An 18,578-nucleotide genomic window follows, 5' to 3' on the forward strand; every position below is an offset into this window, starting at 1 on the left:
GCTCTGGCCATTATTAACAGAACAAAACCAGCTCGATTTTAACCCGCGGTGAAGTTACCTGTGAATGGGAATAGACTCTTATGAATTTCGACCGGCCCTCACACCCGAAGATGATTCGCTCTGGCATGGCTGCACTCCTGTTATTTTCAATCCTCTCTACATCAGCATCTCCACTACAGGCTTATCAGGATACCCCCGCGCCCGAAACGGCCCCCGAGAAAGTAGAAGCTGCAACAGGGCTAGCCCTGGTAGAACAGAAAGTTGATAAGCTGTTTGGAATCTTTAACGGATACGTGGCAGCCGTCTTCTTTTTCCCGATTCCACTGAACTCGCAACAATTTCATGCCGGCGATGGAGTCCCCCTGGCTGTGCTGTGGCTGGTCATCGGGGCAACTTACTTCACATTCCGTATGAATTTCATCAATTTACGTGCGTTCAAACATTCCATTTTGCTGATTATGGGGAAATACGACGATCCAGATGATGAAGGAGAAGTCACCCACTTCCAGGCACTGACAGCCGCCTTGTCTGCAACCGTCGGATTGGGGAATATCGCGGGCGTGGCAATTGCGATCGCCACCGGCGGTCCGGGAGCCATGTTCTGGATGATGCTGGCCGGGCTGCTGGGTATGACATCCAAGTTCGCGGAGTGTACCCTCGCTCAGATTTATCGCCGCATAAACCCGGATGGTCGCGTGATGGGGGGACCGATGTGTTATCTCTCGGTCGGCCTACAAGACCAGTTTCCCGGTAACTCCTTCATGAAGGGATTGGGTAAGACGCTTGCCGTTTTTTTTGCGATTTTATGTATCGGCGGCTCACTGGCGGGAGGTAACTCGTTTCAGGTTAAACAATCCCTGGGTGCTGTCGCAGAGACGATCCCGATGCTGAAAGAATACAACTGGGCCTACGGTATTTTGATGGCATTTTTCGTGGGGATCGTCATTATTGGCGGGATTCGCAGCATCGCCCGGACGACCGAAAAAATTGTGCCCCTGATGTGCGGCATCTATATCCTGGCATGCCTGTCTATTATCGTGATGCAGGTCGAACAAATCCCCGCCTGTTTTAAGGCCATCTGGGATGGCGCTTTCAGCGACAATGCGATGTATGGTGGCTTTCTGGGTGTTCTGGTGATTGGATTTAAGCGAGCTGCCTTCTCAAATGAAGCGGGAGTCGGATCAGCAGCCATTGCCCACTCGGCTGCGAAAACAAAATACCCCGTTCGCGAAGGAATTGTTGCATCACTGGGCCCGTTTGTGGACACGATCATGATCTGCACCATGACTGCCCTCGTGATGATTATTACAGGCGCTTACAATGACCCCCAATACGCAGACCTGATTAAGACTAACAATGGGGCGGCGCTGACATCGTCTGCCATGAACTCTCAGATCCCTTACTTTAATTATGTTTTATCTGTTTCAGTCATTCTGTTTGCCTACTCGACGATGATCTCATGGTCCTACTATGGAGAACGTTGCTGGGCGTTTCTGTTTGGAGACAGTGCCAAAACATCACTTGCCTACCGCATTTTGTTCCTCGTATTTGTAGTGTTAGGCTCAGTTGTCTCTGCCACCAACGTTCTCGACTTTGGTGATCTGATGATTCTGGGGATGGCGTTTCCCAATATTCTTGGTGTCCTGCTGCTGTCCAATCGGGTTAAGCGGGAACTGGACGCATACTGGACCCGTTATAAATCCGGAGAATTTGACAACAACGCAGCATCAACAACAGAAAGTAAGTGACGGCTGAAATATGATCACTGTTACAGGTTAACTCTGTCTAAAACAGCCTGATTAAATTAGAATACAGACTGATGTTGTTCTTCAACTTCGTTTATCAATGAAAGCACTGCGATATGAGCTACTTCGTCGGAAAAAAAATCCTCGTGCCTGTCGATTTCTCTGAGAGCTCGCTGGAAGCCATCAAAAAAGCCATTCAAATTTCAGAGGATGCAGGAACCGTCACCGTAGTGCATGTAATGGTCCCCCTTGATCTTGTTTCACCGGGAGTTCTCTTCGGAGGACTCACCGACGAAAAACGAACCGAGCATGTGAACAAACTGGCCAAAGAAGAATTCGCCAAACACCAGATTGAAGGAGTGAAATTCGAAACGCTGGTAGGCGACCCGGGGATCAAAATCGCAGACTACGCCAAAGATCATTCTACAGATCTGATCGTAATTCCATCACATGGTTATACTGGAATTACCAGGCTGGCACTCGGTTCTGTGGCGGAACGGGTACTGCGACATGCTCCCTGCCCGACCCTGGTTCTACGACAACCCAAAACTTAACTCCCAAAGTCAGGATTTATCGGGCTTCTGTTGCGCGACTGGCTCTCTGGGTTCCACTGCCTGTTCAGGGGCAAGCACATCCACCACCAGTTTGCGGAAGTGAATTTCAGAACCTTCGCTCTGCAGTGCGATCGCCCCTTTGCTGGGATCACAGCCTGTTACTTCCCCCAGCTTGACCCCGTTAATCATCACGGAAATATTCCCGGACCGGCAGGTCAGCACACATTTATGCCATTTACCAACCGGTAAATCCAAAGGCATGGTCGGGGAAAGCTTATTCGCTGACTTGGCACCACTTCCCGGCGTGGGAAAAACGTAACCGGCCTCGGGACGATGTAACTGAACCTGAAATGCTTTGGGCCAGACTTTATCCGGCTCTGCTGTAAACAGTAAAATCCCACTGTTGGCGTTAGGGTCGTTGGGATACATCCACTCCAGGCTGAACTGAAAATTCTCGTAGATTTTTTGCGTACGAATGTAGCCATAAGGTTTTCCTGTGCAGACCAGGACGCTGGGTTGATCTGTTCCCCCACTGACGACTTTCCAGGTCACATTCGGATTGGCTTCTTTCTCATCCCCACTGATATATTTCCAATGATCCCAGAAGTTGCCACCATTCAATAGTTTTTCCGGCCCCGATAACGGTGGTGCTGGAGGCGCAGTTTTCTCAACGGGCTTTGGTTGCGGAGCCTTTTCTCCTGTTGGTGCTGCAGGAGGTTTCTTTTCATCCGCTCCAGACTTAGCAGGAGGTGCTGCCTCTTGCGCATACCCTGATGAACTGCATAACGATAGACCGGCAATGCTTACGATCACGAATAGCAAAGCAAATCGTTTTCTCATATTAACTCGATTTGGGAGCAGAGTAGACTGCCACTCCTCTCCCCAAAGTCGATGAAGAATGTACAACACGCTGTTATTGCCCGACTTGACTGTTAAAAGAACCTGTTTCTGGAAATGTAGATAAGAGAATCAGCCATTCTAAGCCCATACTCATCAACATTCAATTACGCCCATCACTCCAACCACCAGTTTTCACAAATGCATCCCCTGGCCACTGAACACAACGCCACAAAACAGACTACCACCGCGCACAGCCTGTTACCAGCAAGAAATCTGCATATTTCCAATACCCGAGGTGAGTTCAGGCAGAGCCAAGCTAACAATCCCTACCAGAAATGGGAATTATGAATTTTGTTTGACGTCCAAGTTGCAGCGCTGATAAACTGTTTTGATTCTGGAACGTTACCACTGCTCCCTCAAATTCAAGAAAAGACTGGTGCTCCCATGCAATTTAATCCACGCTCTTCCTCGCCTGAGCTAACACCCGACTCTCTCTCAATCACTCGTCGGCACTTTGTCAGAACCATGGGTGCGGCGATCGCAGGAACTCCTTTCCTCGGAGTCGATGGACTGCTGGCAGGCCAGACTGGAGATGCAGCCAAAACGACAGCACCAGAGCCTCTCGTCAAACAGTTATACGAAAGCATGACCCCGACACAGAAATCAAAAGTCTGCTTTGACTGGGACCACAAAGACAAAAATGGCCTGCTGCGTCAGCATGTCCGAGCCAACTGGAATATTACAGAGCCAATTGTAAACAGCGACTTCTTTACTAAAGACCAGCAGGAAAAGATTGAAGCCATTTTCTTCGGCCACTTTGATCCAAGCTGGCATAAAAAAATCCGCAAACAGCTAATGGACGATCAAGGCGGTTATGGAGAAGACCAGTCCATCGCTATCTTCGGTACACCCGGAACGGATCAGTTTCAGTTTGTCATGACGGGACGACATACCACCGTTCGCAGTGATGGAGACAGTGCCGAACATCTGGCATTCGGCGGGCCCATTTTCTACGGACATGCTGCTGATGAATTTAATGAAACAGCAGGACATCCAGGGAATGTCTTCTGGGAACAGGCCCTGAAAGCCAATCAGGTCTACAAGATTCTGGATGGCAATCAGCGGAAAGCGGCCTTGATTCCCAAGGCACCTCCTGAAACGAAAATTCAGTTCAAAAAATCTCCCGATCAAATCACGGGACTACAGATTTCCGACATGACTAAAGACCAGAAGCAGGAAATGCAGGCTGTCCTAAATCTGTTAATCGAGCCCTTCCGCGTTTCAGATCAGAAAGAAGTAAGAAAATGCATCAAGGCTCAAGGTGGGCTTGATCAGTGTCGCATTTCCTTCTATCAGGCAGGCGACATCGGTAATGATGGAGTCTGGGATAACTGGAGACTGGAAGGCCCGTCTTTTGTCTGGCACTATCGTGGTGCTCCTCACGTGCATGTCTGGGTTAACATCTCCGACGATCCACGCACGCAGATCATCGCTACCTGATCTGCACCACAGCGCAATCCACTGCACACTCAAAACAAGGACGCGATTCTGTAACTATATTAGGATCGTTTCTGATTCATCACAGATTGTGCGCACTGAGAACATCACTTTGGATAGTGTATGTTTTCGCATGCTGAGGGTTTCGCTGCAATGCATCCGTAACAAAATTTGAGTACAGCTGAAACATGATAAAATGATTTGCTCATCGTGTCATTCTCCGCAGTGATTCTGCAAACGTTTTCAGAATTCATTAATATATAATTTAAAGTTCGCCTCACCAGTTAGCGGTTTCTTTGCATGCTTATTTTTAGAAACAGTAATGCGCCGAACCAGGAAACAACGTTTTTATTGAACTCATTAAAAACGATGTTCAATGTCGGTTGACTTTCTGAGTGGATAAGCAATATTGGTTCTTAGTCAAAATCGTTTTTCCTTTTTTTACTATGGAAAAATTTTTGCGATCACTTATGATACTCTCCAAGACATGGCATTGGTCAAATCAGATCGTTGACCCTGCCTGTCAGACACTCGTGGAATATCATGCACAGTGTAAACTTTTTGTTATTTCCAATTAGTAACTTCGCACTAATTGTTAATATACCTGATCTTCTCTCCAGACTGCAGGTGGCCGAGTGACTAAAGAGCTTCTCTCACAGCGTAAAGTCAATTCGTTCTCAACTTCTTCTTCTCCGACCCCTAAACCTGATCATGCCAACCCAGCTCTTTCATTGATTGATCGAATTTCGATTAATCAAATTACGACTTACCACTGGTCTCTGGAAGAAAGTCTGCGTGGCCTCACGTCATGTGGTATTCCTGCCGTTGGTCTCTGGAACCGAAAGATCCTGGACCTGGAAACAGCACAGTCTGCTGAACTGGTGATCGATTCGGGCATCAAAGTCTCTACCATTTCCCTGGCAGGTGGTTTTACCGGTTCGAACGAGTACTCTTTCGAAGAAGCGATTGCTGACGCTATCCAGTTGATTGAGTTTGGTGGACAGGTCAATGCAGCGGCAGTACAAATCGCCAGTGGTCCCCGGGCCGGGCATACCCTGAATCATGCAAGAGAACTGACCGCGGATGCACTGAAGAGGCTCGGCGATGTTGCTGGCTTAAACGGCACTCGGCTGGCACTGAAAACCATGAAGAACCCGCAGGCACGAAACTGGACCTTCCTCAATTCGATCGAAGCGACGCTGGAACTGATTGACGCCTGTCAGCATCCCTCCGTGGGCATTGCAGTCGACCCCTCTCATATCTGCCTGGATAACTCCTCAAAGAGTCTGATCGCCGACATGATCTCTTTAATTGCAACGGTGCAAATTTCAGAAATTGAATCTGGCGATTCACTTCAGAACCTGTTCCCGGATCTTGATGTCATGGAAGCCCTCAACGATGCCGGTTACCAGGGTTACTACGACCTGGAAGTCTGGTGTGAACAGTTCTGGCAATCCGATTATTCAGACATCCTCACCAACCTGCGTCTTGCCTGCCAGTCTGAAACCCCTACGCAATTCAGTTGAGAACCCTGTCTGCGAACGAGATAGATTTTTCGTGACACTTGCAAATATTCATGCCTGTGATTGATAAACGGATCACACTTTGGTTACGATGGTGACCAACACTGATACGCAGATCAAATAAAACATAGATACTGGTAAAACTTCCAGCCTGTTTTTTCACTCCCTCGATTTTTGACGGCTCCCTTTAAAATGCAGGAAGCCATCAAATCCCTCGCTGATGAATTCTCTCCTGAATTTTTTAGAATGCGGTGACACGTAATGGCTCACGAATCCTTTAGCCTGAATGATCTGGCAAAACAGTTAGGCCGAGACCGGCGTGAACTGGAAAAACTTGCCAATCGAGGCAGAATTCCAGGGCGAAAGGTTCAAGGGGAATGGCAATTCCATTCCACTGAAATCACGCACTGGCTGGAACAGGAAATGCGAGGCTATACGACTTCAGAGCTGGAACGGGTTGAACAGACGAACCCACCACCTTTGCTGGATGCAGTTAATCTGATTAGCAGTCTGATGCCCGAAGAATTGATTGCAGTCCCCCTTGATGCACGCACCAAAAGGTCAGTCTTGGAAAGCCTGATTGAAGTTGCCGGCAGAACGTGGCAAATCTGGGAACCAGCAACTGTTCTGACTGCCGTTCAGGAACGGGAAGAAGCCTACTCTACAGCATTTGAAAACGGAGTAGCAATCCCCCACCCCAGAAATCCGATCCCCGATGCCGTCGGCGAGCCTGTCATTGCCTATGGACGAACGCTGTCTGGAATTCCATTTGGCGCGCAAAACGGGACTCTGACTGACATTTTTTTTCTGGTGATCTGCTCTGATGCTTCAACGCACCTGTCGGTACTCGCTCGACTGGGCAGGTTGATGCAGTTGCCGGATTTTGTCGAACAGTTACGTGAAGCTCCTACTCCGCATGACACCAGACAGGTCATTATCGACGCGGAAAAAAAAGTCTCTCCTGCCTAATCCGCCTCGAAAGACAGGGAGTACCTAATCAGACGCTGCCTGCGGATTTCCCTTGAATCAGTCCTTCCTGTTCCACTTCATCTGATTTCTACATCACGAATTCATATGAAAAGGGAGTATTCGAATAAAAGGTTTGTTATGATTCTGGATATATTTGAATATCCAACGTTGACGAAAGCTGCCGGAACACAAAGAATGGACTGCATCTTTGGTCATTGAATCACTTAGCGACACACCTCTCACACAACGACCAATTTCAGAATCAATGCCACCAGAGGATTGAGCTGTATTTTAATACTGCTCCCTGTAGTGCCTAAGAAAAGAAAGCTCATGAATTCAGCATCTCCGGAACAACTTGATGTCATCGCCGTCGGAGCCCATCCGGATGATGTTGAGATCGCCTGTGGAGGAACACTGGCAAAACTGGTCCAGCAAGGATATCGGGTAGGCATTATTGATCTCACTGATGGCGAACCAACGCCGCTCAGCCCAGGTCCGGAATCCAGGCTGCTGGAAGCAAAACAGGCCGCAGATATTCTGGGAATCCACGTCCGGGAAACACTGGAACTTACCAATCGACGCCTGTTTGACAGCTTTGAAAATCGAGTCGCACTGGCGAATCTGTTTCGAAAATATCGCCCCAAGGTTGTTCTGGGACTGGCAGGTAAAACCCCCATGGCTTCTCCTGATCACTGGCAGGCCATGCAGATTACAGATGCAGCGGTATTTTATTCTCGTTTGACCAAATGGAATGATCAATTCGATAACACAGAACCCCACACGATTCAGAAACAGGTCTGGTACCCTCTGGGATTTGGCTCCCTGAATTACCCGGAAGGCAGCGGACAGTTTGTCGTAGATATTTCAGATACATTCGAACAGAAACTTGACTCGATTCGAGCTTATCAATCCCAGTTTCCCCCCGAGAAAAAACGGGTTTACCGGCTGGTTGAGAGTCAGAATCGTCTACTGGGAACCAGTGCCGGTTTTGAAGCAGGTGAGCTGTTTATCTGCTCCACCACACTGGGGGTTCGGGATTTAGTCCAGACAGTTTGTCCCTGAAAATTCTCATAAGACGCTAAAAAACCAGCAGATACAACATTTTTAAAATTTCCTTCCCGGACAAAAGATGCTATGATACCCCAAAGGAATTTCACATTTGTCTAGCATGGGAGGTATGAGACCTCGGCCTCATCCAGAATTATCATCGACGCGCATACAGGCTTTTTAATGGTTGGAATTCGTTACGGCTCAGTCAGCATTACCGGAAATTTCCGTGAAAATAATGAGGACAATCTCTTTGTTGATGAACTCAACAAATACTTTCTTGTCGCCGATGGGATGGGCGGCCAATGTGCCGGAGAAAAAGCCAGCCAGTTGGCAATTGAAATCATTCCACAGAAACTGAATGAGCTGATCGACTTTGAAAATGAGCAGGCTGAAAAAATAACTCAGTCTATCGATCAGGCCATCGCACATGCAAATCTCGAAATCATGGCTCTAGGCGAGCTGGACCCCAACTGCCGCAGCATGGGTACAACAATCGTATTTGCTATCCAGGTTGTTGATAAATTTTACATTGGCGGTGTAGGGGACAGTCGGGTTTACCTGCTGCGAAATAATGCCCTGCATCAACTGACGACTGATCATTCTCTGACACAGGCACTGGTAGACGCTGGTACGATTACCGCTGAAGAAGCCTTAACTCACCGCTACAAAAATGTGCTCTATCGCTATCTTGGAACAAAAGACGGTGGTGCCGGCACTCAAGCACGCCATCTGGACCCGACACCGCAGGATCGAATGATACTCTGCTCGGATGGTGTCACCGATGGAATCTCTGACGAAAAACTGCAAGACCTGCTGGGACAATTTGATGAACCACAACAGGCAGCCGAAGAGATCGTAAAAGCGGCGCAGGAAGGTGGCTCCAAAGACAATATTACCTGCATCGTAATTTTTATTGATGAATAACCCGTGTCTCAACAGAAAACACGGCGTATCTCTGTCTTCGGTGCTTTGCAAACTGCCCCCTCTCAGTTTTCATTCTGGCTGAACCATGCGATTTCGAACTCTTTTACCGTTCCTGCTGACCAGCCTGATCACTATTTCCCTGCTCTGGTTGACTCAGATTCCACTAGGCGTAAAAGGTGAGTGGAACTGGGAACGTATCCCGTTTGCTGCTGCAGAACTGATTCCCGGCTGGATCGTATCCGGCATTGCATTCGCTGTCTATCTATTGCTGGCTCTGATTGCACTCTCGCGGATGCCGTACTGTCGCTGGTATGAACTGGCTGTCTGGCTGACAGGCCTGACAGCAGCCGCGGGCTTGTGGTCTCTACTCCTGCAGGACAGCCCTCCCGGAGAATACCGGCTCTCAAAAGCAGCATTTGTACTGTACTATAAGGGATCCTCAGGCTATTTTACTCAGGCACAGACAGAGATTCATGATGCCTCAAACTTCCTCAGTAACTACGAAGCAAAGATGGAACAAGGCGATGTGCTGCATGAAGGCACTCATCCACCAGGCCTGCCTCTGTTTTACTTTACATTGATTCGACTCAGTGAAATTTTTCCCGGACTGCAGTCCTTACTATTGGACACACAGCCTGCATCATTTGAGGAAGCCGCCGATGTCATCGCCGGTATGACTTCGAATTCCGAACACCCCCTCACCCCGCGCGACCGTGCCGTTCTGTGGCTGGCAACCCTGATCACATTAATCATGTCTTCACTGACCGTTGTCCCCCTGTTTCTTCTTGCTCAGGAATTTACATCGCGCACGGTAAGCTGGCAGGTGACTGCATTCTGGCCGTTGATACCGGCGACCCTGATCTTCCAACCGAAATCCGATGCGCTTTACCCTGTGATCGCGATACTGTTTCTGTATCTGTGGATAACGGCCTGCCGAAGAAACAATCTGATCTACGCTTTTCTGGCAGGTCTCCTGATCTGGGGAGGCCTGTTCCTGACGCTGGCGTTTCTGCCGGTCGGAGCATGTGCGGTCTGTTTTTCAATACTGCAACTCTGGCCTCAACTGACAGGCTCCAGAGACACCCGGATCTCCTGGAAAGCATTTGCTTTAACTTCTTTCAGTGGCCTGGCAGGTTTTTGTTTGCCGATCCTCATCCTGGCTGCCATATTCGACCTGAATCTGCTGCGGGTCTGGTTTCTGAATTTTCAAAATCATGCCGGCTTTTATAGCGAGTATACAAGGACCTACTGGAAGTGGCTGCTGCTTAACCCCCTTGAGATCAGCCTGGCACTCGGACTGCCCCTGTCCTGGATGGTCTTTCGCTCACTCTGTACTCGAATACGATTCGCCCCGGCCAGGGAATCTCTCCACGTAGACTCCAGCCTGACACCACTCCTGCTGTCGTGTGGCATTGTACTATTACTATTATGGCTTTCCGGAAAAAACATGGGAGAAGCAGCGCGGCTCTGGCTGATCTTTCTTCCCTGGTTCCTGCTGATGACCATTCCTTACTGGCAGGCGGTCCCTCATTCCCAGGCCGGTGAAAGAGGTCCGTCTGGCTCCTTTCTGAAAATGCAGACGGTCTGGATCCTCGCCTTAACTGCTCAAGCTGTCGTTTGTGTCGCGACCGTAAGCCGGATCACCGGATTTCATTTTCCTCCCGGCTGAGGGTTGAGCAATCACCCCCATACAACTCCTGTAATCGGGTTATTCGGAAATCTCGACGTATCACTGTGCACCTGATTTTTGCTGAGTCGATATTCTTCCTAGAGGGCATCGCACTTACAAATAGCATTTCTCAACTAAATATACTCGGCCCCAATGGCCCGGGAGATGCTACAGTAAAACTGAACACAGTCGAGAACGTATCATTCTGTTAATGCCTCCTGAATGGATCGGGAGCCCTTACGGTAACTCTGAACTGAAGTCGGATCTTTTACATTACTCGAAAACAGGTTAACCGACATGGCCTTTTTGAAATACAACACGACCAGACTCTGCAGAATTATCTGCTGTGTTCTCGCAGTGGTATCGGTGAACCATTCCGGTTGTTCTGAGCATTCTCTTGAGTATACTGAGCTCAAACAGATCAATGAAAAAGTAACAGAAGCAGAACTGAAGCGCTACCTCAAAGTCATTAAACTGATGCCCGCAGATAAGATCCCCACCTTTCCCACAGTGTATGCGCCAGCACCGGTCTGGAGCCATATTCGCTCACTACCTATTGAAGACCTGGTTAACAGTGAGCAGAATAATATGTCACAGATCTGGGACATACAGCGTATCAGTGATCAATTTGGCATTCGCAATCGCATTCTCAAAAAAGCACTCCTGCGGAGAGATATGTCCAAAGAGCAATTCATCAGCTTTACCCTGGCTCTTGGATTGGCAGCCAGTCGCAACCAGTTACGACCAGACCAGAAACTTGACGAGATTATCAGTAAAGGGAATAAAGCAATCCATCAGCTGCAACTGGATAAACGACCTTTTTCTTCACTCTCTCTGGAAGAACGGCATCGGACACTGCACGAGGCAATGTGGATAGCCCGAGTGAATCGCGCCGAACATCTTATTCAGGTCCCGCCAGAAAATATCAATCTGGTCAAAGATAACTGGGATCAGCTCAAAGCAGTATTGCCGCCACAGTTTTTAAAAAACCCACTAGATGAGCTGACTGATACACTGGAAGAACGTGGTATCCCCTTCACCCTAAAAGAAGATGGTTCTGATCAGCTTCTGGAATGGACCACGACTGATGCGATTATTGGGACAGATGCTCCCGACCCCAAAACAGATCCTGTGAAGATTCAGTAACGTTCTTACTGAGCGGAAGCGACATCAGGTCGCAGCTTTTGTGCTTCATTCAAATACACGTGTACGACTTCTGACTGTTTCTGATCCGTATTAACGTGAATCATGACCCTGATACAGCGAGGCATCGCCCCTTTGACAGCAATTTCAGAAGCACAGATCAGTGGCACTGATTTCATTCCCAGTTCACGGGCTGCTTCTGCGGGAAAGGCAGAGGTCAGATCGGGAGTCGTTGTAAAAAACACGGAAACTATATCTTCGTAGTTTTCAATCCGGTTTGACTTGAGAAGCTGTTCCAGAAGCTCACGCGTTGCAGACAGGACTTCTGCAGCAGCATCCTGTGTCACCGTTGTTGCACCACGAATTCCACGTACCGACATCGTAAATACCATGTATCTCTAATTATTGATTGGTTAACTGGAGTGCCTGACGTACTTTGCGTCGTCAGGCTATTGCTCCGCAAACGATCCCACAAAGCCAAGACCCCATCCTAACTAATTCATCGGCTGTTCGCTACCAGTGACATTCCTGAATTCTAATCCGCCTTTCCGATCGATACTGTTATTAACTACTGAATGAATTGAGACTCAATAAAAACTCGTCAAAACAGGAATATCCCCCATTTTAAAAAATGCTCTTGCATTAAATTCGTAAAATCAGTTAAAAATCAGCAAGATTAGGGGGAACAGCATTACAGGATTCGCCATGATGGCTGTCCCGATCCCTCTGTTGAATGTCTGACAATCGATCAACTAAACGTGCATCTTCCGGAAAGGACTCCTTGATGTCGACGACTGTCGAGTGGATCGCTCAAGAGTTGAATTGCCTGGCAAAAGGTAATCAAAGATTAGAAATACATGGTGCAGAGTCTGTTCTGAAAGCAGGTCCTCACGATATCACATTTGTCGGCGATGAGCTAAACCTCAAGCGGCTGAAATCAAGTAATGCCGGCGCTGTGCTCTTGGAAAAACGCCTGGAAGAATTGTTTGAGAAATCCTTCGAAGAAGCTCCGTTCACTTCCATTGCCGTTGTCGATGCTCAAGCAGCCTTCATCAAAATCATTCAGAAGCTGCGTCCATTACGTATGTTACCCGAGATAGGGATCTCTCCTCAGGCGCTAATCAGTGACGATGTCGAGCTGGGAGAAAACTGTCATATCTATCCCCAAGTCACCATTCGCCCCGGCGTTCGTATTGGTAATAACTGTCGGATTTATCCGGGTGTTTATATCGGAGAAGATTGCCACATTGGAGACGATGTCACGATCCATGCCAATGCTGTGCTCTATCCGGATGTTAAACTGGGCAACCGTATCATCATTCATGCTGCTGCTGTTTTAGGCTGTGATGGGTTCGGCTATCGCTTTGAACAAGGCCGGTTTATCAAAATCCCCCATCTAGGCAGCGTGCAAATTGAAGATGATGTGGAAATCGGAGCCGGCACAACAATCGACCGAGGCATGATCGGCCCGACCGTAATTGGGGAAGGGTCCAAAATTGATAACCAGGTTATGATTGCCCACAACTGCGAAATCGGGAAACATAACGCATTTGCCTCACAGGTAGGCTTTGCCGGTTCCATCACAACCGGCGACTATGTCCGCTGTGCTGGCCAGGTGGGGGTTGCTGATCATGTTTATATCGGCGATCGAGCCACACTGGGTGCCCGCGCCGGAGTGCATCGCGACATTCCTGCCGGCGAAGTCCATATTGGTACTCCCGCTGCACCGGAAAAAGAACAACGAAAAATTGTCATGTCGCTTCGCAAAGTCCCCGAGATGCGAAAACAGATTCGTGAACTGGAAAACCAGATCAAAAAAATGAGTCAGCAACTCGAGAACCTGAATCAACTCGAAGCCAACCAGTGATCAGCCCGCAGCTAATTTTACGCTTACGAAAAGTTTCAATTTGAAACTCTGAAAAATCAATGAAAGAATTGCAAACGAACAACCCAGATAATACCCACCGTCAAATCGGACTCCTGGCAGGAGCGGGCCGTTTCCCCATTGTGTTTGCGGAACAGGCGCGTCAACAGGGATATTCGGTCTGCTGCCTGGGTATCTTTGGTATGGCCAGTGAAGAATTAACCGAAGTCTGTGACACCTTTCACTGGATCCCACTGGCACGAATCGGCAGAGCAATCAAGCTGTTTCAGCGTGAAGAAGTATCGCGCATCGTCATGGCTGGCAAGATTGAGAAGACCGTCCTGTTCAGCCCCTTCCGCATCTTCAAATTATTACCTGATCTACGTACGCTGCATATGTGGTATCGCTATGCTAAAAAAGATCGCAAAGACGACACCCTGCTGCTGGCTGTGATCAAAGAATTTGAACGTGACAATTTATTCTTTGAATCCGCATTGGATTTTTGCCCGGAGTTACTTGTGAAACACGGATTTCTGACTAAACGACGCCCCAGTCATTCCCAATGGGAAGATATCAAAATGGGATGGGACATCGCTAAACAGATGGGACAGCTGGACATTGGACAAAGCATCGTAATCAACGATAAAGCAGTGATCGCGGTCGAGGCCATTGAAGGCACAGACCGGGCGATTCAACGTGCAGGGCAGCTATGTAAACGAGGTGGGTTCACGGTCGTCAAAGTGGCGAAACCACAACAGGATCGCCGGTTTGATGTCCCCACTGTGGGTATCAAAACACTTCAGACCATGCATGAAGCGGGCGGTCGGGTACTGGCAATTGAAAGCAATCAGACAATCATGATTGATCAGAAAGAAGTTGCCGACCTGGCTGACAAGCTCGGGATTGCAATCGTTTCTCTTAACGAAGAGGAACTGACACTGCAACTGGCCAGTTAAAGCACTCGGATTAGAATATCACTCGGAGATCAGCTTGATCTCGCTTCCATTTTCACTATCGGAATCCAGTGCTTCCTGCTCCTGCTGCAAATCCAGGTTGAACGCAGTCAACATTTCTGTCTTCTGATGCACCCCGACTTCCGGGTCATCTTCTTTCGGATCCCCCGAAAGCTCCACCTCAAATTTCGTTGAGGCCAATGAAAGCTCATCCCCAGGCAGTAAAGCACCACGGGTGATTTTCTGCCCGTTTACGCGTGTCCCATTCGTGCTGCACAGATCCCTCACAAACAACAAGCCGTCTGTTTTAATAATCACGCAATGGATCTTGGAAATGCTGTTCTTATCGATCTGGATATCACACAGATCTGATTTCCGACCAACAACGGTCACATCCTTTTTAATCAGGATCGGCTGACCTCCATTTACCGGAATCAATCTCGCTATCATCGCTGTAGCCCGAAAGGGAATTAATTGGGTGCGTTAGTGATTATTTAGATAATGCTTATTGTGATCTAATCAGAAATGCGTGTACATGTGAAGCCTTGAGCCCTGCCTGTCATGGTATCACAGGTCGAACTATTTTCCATGCTAAATTACTCAGTTCCCCAGATAAGGGTAATTTTTCCAATAGATTCTGGCTATGCTTTTCGGAGCAATCCCTCGAATTCGCAGGGCGTTTAACTCGATTGTGGCCAGTCGCTTGACGGTGAGTCTGAGCAATGGTAGTGTCCCTAGTAAATGTGCTGAAAATCGATGGTTGAACGTACAGGATTCCAGTCATCCGCATGATGCTTGACTGACCAGAGCAAATTCTGAAGCCGTTCAAACCAAATCGGATCAACTGGATATCAACCGCCAGCGACTGGTCTTTCTCTGCAAAGACAATCAGCAGTCTGTAAATTCTTTGCTGACTGCCGCGAGTTCCGGATATATGCATGAGAGGGGATTGAAATTCAATCCCTCATCTTAATGAGAAGCACCAAGCTTCTGAACAATAGATATGTACTGGTTAGCAACCGGTTTCTTTGCGTGAAGGAACCGAAAGCCTAACCAATTAACACTAAGAGGAAATAAGTATGTCAGGTCAAAAGTATGTGTACTTCTTTGGTGATGGAAAAGCAGATGGCGATGCGACATTGCGCAACAGCCTCGGTGGTAAAGGTGCTAACCTGGCAGAAATGATCAATATCGGCCTTCCTGTACCAGCTGGTTTCACCTTGAATACGGAAGTCTGCATTCACTACAGCAAGACCAAGGGTGAATACCCGGAAGGTGTAGAAGCACAGGTTGAAGAAGCACTGGCAAAAGTAGAAGAAGCCATGGGCGCTAAATTCGGCTGCGACACTAACCCTCTTCTGGTTTCCTGCCGCTCCGGTGCTCGTGAATCCATGCCCGGTATGATGGACACCGTCTTAAACATCGGCCTGAATGATACGACTGTGGAAGCACTGGCTAAACAGTCCGGAAATGAAGCATTCGCCTGGGACAGCTATCGTCGCTTTGTCCAGATGTATGGTGACGTGGTTCTCGGCATGAAAGGCGCTGACGAAGATCCGTTCGAACACGCTTTGGAAGCCAAACGTGAAAAAGCGGGCGTGCAGTACGATTCCGAGTTGAACGCAGAACAGTTGAAAGAACTGGTTGCCGAATTCAAAGCACTGATCAAACAAGGAACCGGCCAGGACTTCCCCACCGATCCCAAACAGCAGATCTGGGGTGCCATCGGCGCCGTATTCGGCAGCTGGGACAATGACCGTGCTGTCGTTTACCGCCGTGACTACGGCATTCCTCACAACTGGGGAACCGCCTGTAACGTACAGGCGATGGTTTACGGAAACCTCGGCGACGACTGTGCGACAGGTGTTGGCCTGACCCGTAACTGCTCGACCGGTGAACCTGGATTCTGTGGCGACTACCTGATCAACGCCCAGGGTGAAGATGTGGTTGCCGGTATCCGAACTCCCAAGCAGATCGAATCGACACTGAGCACAGATCTGCCTGAAGGTTACAAACAGCTGGACGACATCGGACGTAAGCTGGAACAGCATTACAAAGACGTCCAGGACATCGAATTTACCATTCAACGTGGTAAAGTCTGGATGCTGCAGACTCGTAATGCAAAACGAACCGGTTTTGCTGCTGTCCGTATTGCCGTCGATATGGTCAACGAAGGTCTGGTCAGCAAAGAACAGGCAATTACCAAAAAGCGTATTCCTGCAGACGACCTGAACCAGTTACTGCAGCCGATCTTTGACCCTGCGGAAAAAGAAAAGGCAGCCAAGGCTGGTGATCTGCTCACGAAAGGGATCAACGCTGGTCCCGGTGCCGCCTGTGGCCATATCTGCTTCAGTGCGGAAGACGCCGAAGCCATCTACAACAAAGACAACTCAGCCCAGCTGGTTCTGGTTCGCCGCGAAACCAGCCCGGAAGACCTGCGTGGTATGCGGGTATCTAAAGGGATTCTGACCGCACTGGGTGGTGCCAGCTCTCACGCTGCACTTGTGAGCCGTCAGATGGGTAAGGCCTGCATCGTGGGTGCTTCCGAATTGAAAATTGACTCTGCTGCCGGAACGATCACGAAAGGTGACAAGGTTCTCAAGAAAGGCGACTGGATCAGTATCGATGGATTCACCGGAGAAGTTTTTGCTGGTAAGGTCGAAACCAAACCCAGTGAAATCGTCGAAGTTTTGATTTCCAAAACGATGAAGCCGGAAGATTCCGAAACATACCAGCGTTATGAGCAGTTGATGACCTGGGTCGATGAAATCCGTAAACTGAAAGTGCGTACCAATGCTGACCAGCCCGATCAGGCTGCTGAAGCGATTTCCTTCGGTGCAGAAGGGATCGGCTTGTGCCGTACCGAGCACATGTTCTTCCACCACCTGGCCGAAATCCGCGAAATGATTGCCGCCGGTGATGTAGAATCACGAACCAAAGCAGTCAACAAACTGCTCCCATTCCAGCGTGAAGACTTCGCCGGTATTTTCCGCGCCATGAACGGTCTGCCAGTCACCATTCGACTGTTAGATCCACCTTTGCACGAGTTTCTCTCAGATCGCCACCTGGAAGAAAACCCCACACTGGCTGAAGAACTGGCAAACGAACTGGGTGTCACTGTTGAATTCATCAGCCGTCGCGTTGAAGAACTGCATGAGTTGAACCCGATGCTGGGACACCGTGGCTGCCGCCTGGGAATTGTCTACCCGGAAATCACAGCCATGCAGGCTCGTGCCATCATGGAAGCTGCTTGTGACGTTCAGAATGAAGGCATTAAAGTCTTCCCTGAAATCATGGTTCCCCTGGCCGGATTCAAAACGGAATTTGATGACCAGGCTGACATCATTCGTGCAGAAGCAGAAAAAGTACTCGAAGAGAAAGGCATCAAAGTCAACTACCTGGTTGGCACCATGGTCGAACTGCCAAGAGCTGCAATCTGTGCAGATCAGATCGCCGAAACCGCTGAGTTCTTCAGCTTCGGTACAAACGACCTGACACAGACGACCTTAGGCATGAGCCGTGATGACTACGGTACGTTTATCGGCCACTATCGTGAAAACGACATCATTCCTTCCGATCCGTTCCAGACCATCGATCAGGATGGGGTGGGACGCCTCATGCAGACAGGTGTCGAACGTGGACGTAGTACTCGTTCTGAGCTCAAGATTGGAATTTGTGGTGAACACGGTGGTGACCCTGCCAGCGTGATCTTCTGCCATGATCTGGGCCTGGATTACGTCAGTTGCTCCCCCTTCCGGGTGCCGATTGCCCGTTTGGCAGCTGCCCAGGCTGTTCTGGAAGAAAAAGCGTAAGACTATTCTCAGTCTAAATTTATCCACAGGGAGAG

15 protein-coding genes are annotated in these 18,578 nt (G+C 48.8%); 12 read left to right on the forward strand and 3 right to left on the reverse strand.

Features of this window, described 5'->3' with window-relative positions:
• Positions 1-80 precede the first annotated feature (80 nt).
• Both ACN0YH_RS15660 and ACN0YH_RS15665 read left to right on the forward strand, forming a co-directional pair.
• Complete coding sequence (locus tag ACN0YH_RS15660) at positions 81-1,748, forward strand: alanine/glycine:cation symporter family protein (RefSeq protein WP_417380516.1); 1,668 nt, start codon at positions 81-83, stop codon at positions 1,746-1,748.
• Positions 1,749-1,861: 113 nt separating this feature from the next.
• Positions 1,862-2,299 (forward strand): universal stress protein, encoded by a 438-nt coding sequence (locus tag ACN0YH_RS15665; RefSeq protein WP_417380517.1) that lies wholly within the window; start codon positions 1,862-1,864, stop codon positions 2,297-2,299.
• Between the two features lie 9 nt (positions 2,300-2,308).
• On the opposite strand, the gene ACN0YH_RS15670 is transcribed toward ACN0YH_RS15665, so the two are convergent.
• On the reverse strand, positions 2,309-3,139 hold the full coding sequence (locus ACN0YH_RS15670; RefSeq protein WP_417380518.1) for a family 16 glycoside hydrolase: 831 nt from the start codon (positions 3,137-3,139) through the stop codon (positions 2,309-2,311).
• Positions 3,140-3,583: 444 nt separating this feature from the next.
• On the opposite strand from ACN0YH_RS15670, the gene ACN0YH_RS15675 reads away from it, so the two are divergent.
• The 7 genes from ACN0YH_RS15675 (at position 3,584) to ACN0YH_RS15705 (ending at position 11,917) form a co-directional block, all read left to right on the forward strand.
• Positions 3,584-4,639 carry a DUF3500 domain-containing protein gene (locus tag ACN0YH_RS15675; RefSeq protein ID WP_417380519.1) on the forward strand — a complete coding sequence of 352 codons (1,056 nt, stop codon included), beginning with the start codon at positions 3,584-3,586 and terminating at the stop codon, positions 4,637-4,639.
• A gap of 632 nt (positions 4,640-5,271) precedes the next feature.
• Positions 5,272-6,162, forward strand: a complete 891-nt coding sequence (locus ACN0YH_RS15680; RefSeq protein ID WP_417380520.1) for a sugar phosphate isomerase/epimerase family protein — start codon at positions 5,272-5,274, stop codon at positions 6,160-6,162.
• Positions 6,163-6,420: 258 nt separating this feature from the next.
• On the forward strand, positions 6,421-7,128 hold the full coding sequence (locus tag ACN0YH_RS15685; RefSeq protein ID WP_417380521.1) for a PTS sugar transporter subunit IIA: 708 nt from the start codon (positions 6,421-6,423) through the stop codon (positions 7,126-7,128).
• A 330-nt stretch (positions 7,129-7,458) separates the two neighbouring features.
• Complete coding sequence (locus ACN0YH_RS15690; protein WP_417380522.1) at positions 7,459-8,190, forward strand: PIG-L family deacetylase; 732 nt, start codon at positions 7,459-7,461, stop codon at positions 8,188-8,190.
• 168 nt (positions 8,191-8,358) lie between these two features.
• On the forward strand, positions 8,359-9,102 hold the full coding sequence (locus tag ACN0YH_RS15695) for a PP2C family protein-serine/threonine phosphatase (protein WP_417380523.1): 744 nt from the start codon (positions 8,359-8,361) through the stop codon (positions 9,100-9,102).
• Positions 9,103-9,187: 85 nt separating this feature from the next.
• On the forward strand, positions 9,188-10,771 hold the full coding sequence (locus ACN0YH_RS15700; protein ID WP_417380524.1) for a hypothetical protein: 1,584 nt from the start codon (positions 9,188-9,190) through the stop codon (positions 10,769-10,771).
• A 297-nt stretch (positions 10,772-11,068) separates the two neighbouring features.
• On the forward strand, positions 11,069-11,917 hold the full coding sequence (locus tag ACN0YH_RS15705) for a hypothetical protein (RefSeq protein WP_417380525.1): 849 nt from the start codon (positions 11,069-11,071) through the stop codon (positions 11,915-11,917).
• Between the two features lie 5 nt (positions 11,918-11,922).
• Here the strand turns inward: ACN0YH_RS15705 and aroH are convergent, their stop codons facing one another.
• Positions 11,923-12,294 carry a chorismate mutase gene (gene aroH / locus ACN0YH_RS15710; RefSeq protein WP_417380526.1) on the reverse strand — a complete coding sequence of 124 codons (372 nt, stop codon included), beginning with the start codon at positions 12,292-12,294 and terminating at the stop codon, positions 11,923-11,925.
• 404 nt (positions 12,295-12,698) lie between these two features.
• Between aroH and lpxD the strand changes: the two genes are divergently transcribed.
• Positions 12,699-13,781, forward strand: a complete 1,083-nt coding sequence (gene lpxD / locus ACN0YH_RS15715; RefSeq protein ID WP_417380527.1) for a UDP-3-O-(3-hydroxymyristoyl)glucosamine N-acyltransferase — start codon at positions 12,699-12,701, stop codon at positions 13,779-13,781.
• A 59-nt stretch (positions 13,782-13,840) separates the two neighbouring features.
• Positions 13,841-14,734 carry an LpxI family protein gene (locus tag ACN0YH_RS15720; protein ID WP_417380528.1) on the forward strand — a complete coding sequence of 298 codons (894 nt, stop codon included), beginning with the start codon at positions 13,841-13,843 and terminating at the stop codon, positions 14,732-14,734.
• Between the two features lie 18 nt (positions 14,735-14,752).
• On the opposite strand, the gene ACN0YH_RS15725 is transcribed toward ACN0YH_RS15720, so the two are convergent.
• Positions 14,753-15,181, reverse strand: coding sequence for an FHA domain-containing protein (locus ACN0YH_RS15725; protein ID WP_417380529.1), 429 nt, complete (start codon positions 15,179-15,181; stop codon positions 14,753-14,755).
• A 629-nt stretch (positions 15,182-15,810) separates the two neighbouring features.
• On the opposite strand from ACN0YH_RS15725, the gene ppdK reads away from it, so the two are divergent.
• A complete protein-coding gene (ppdK, locus tag ACN0YH_RS15730; RefSeq protein ID WP_417380530.1) occupies positions 15,811-18,543 on the forward strand; it encodes a pyruvate, phosphate dikinase in 2,733 nt (910 codons plus the stop codon).
• Positions 18,544-18,578 lie beyond the last annotated feature (35 nt).

The organism is Gimesia sp., assembly GCF_048262075.1.
Lineage (GTDB): Bacteria > Planctomycetota > Planctomycetia > Planctomycetales > Planctomycetaceae > Gimesia.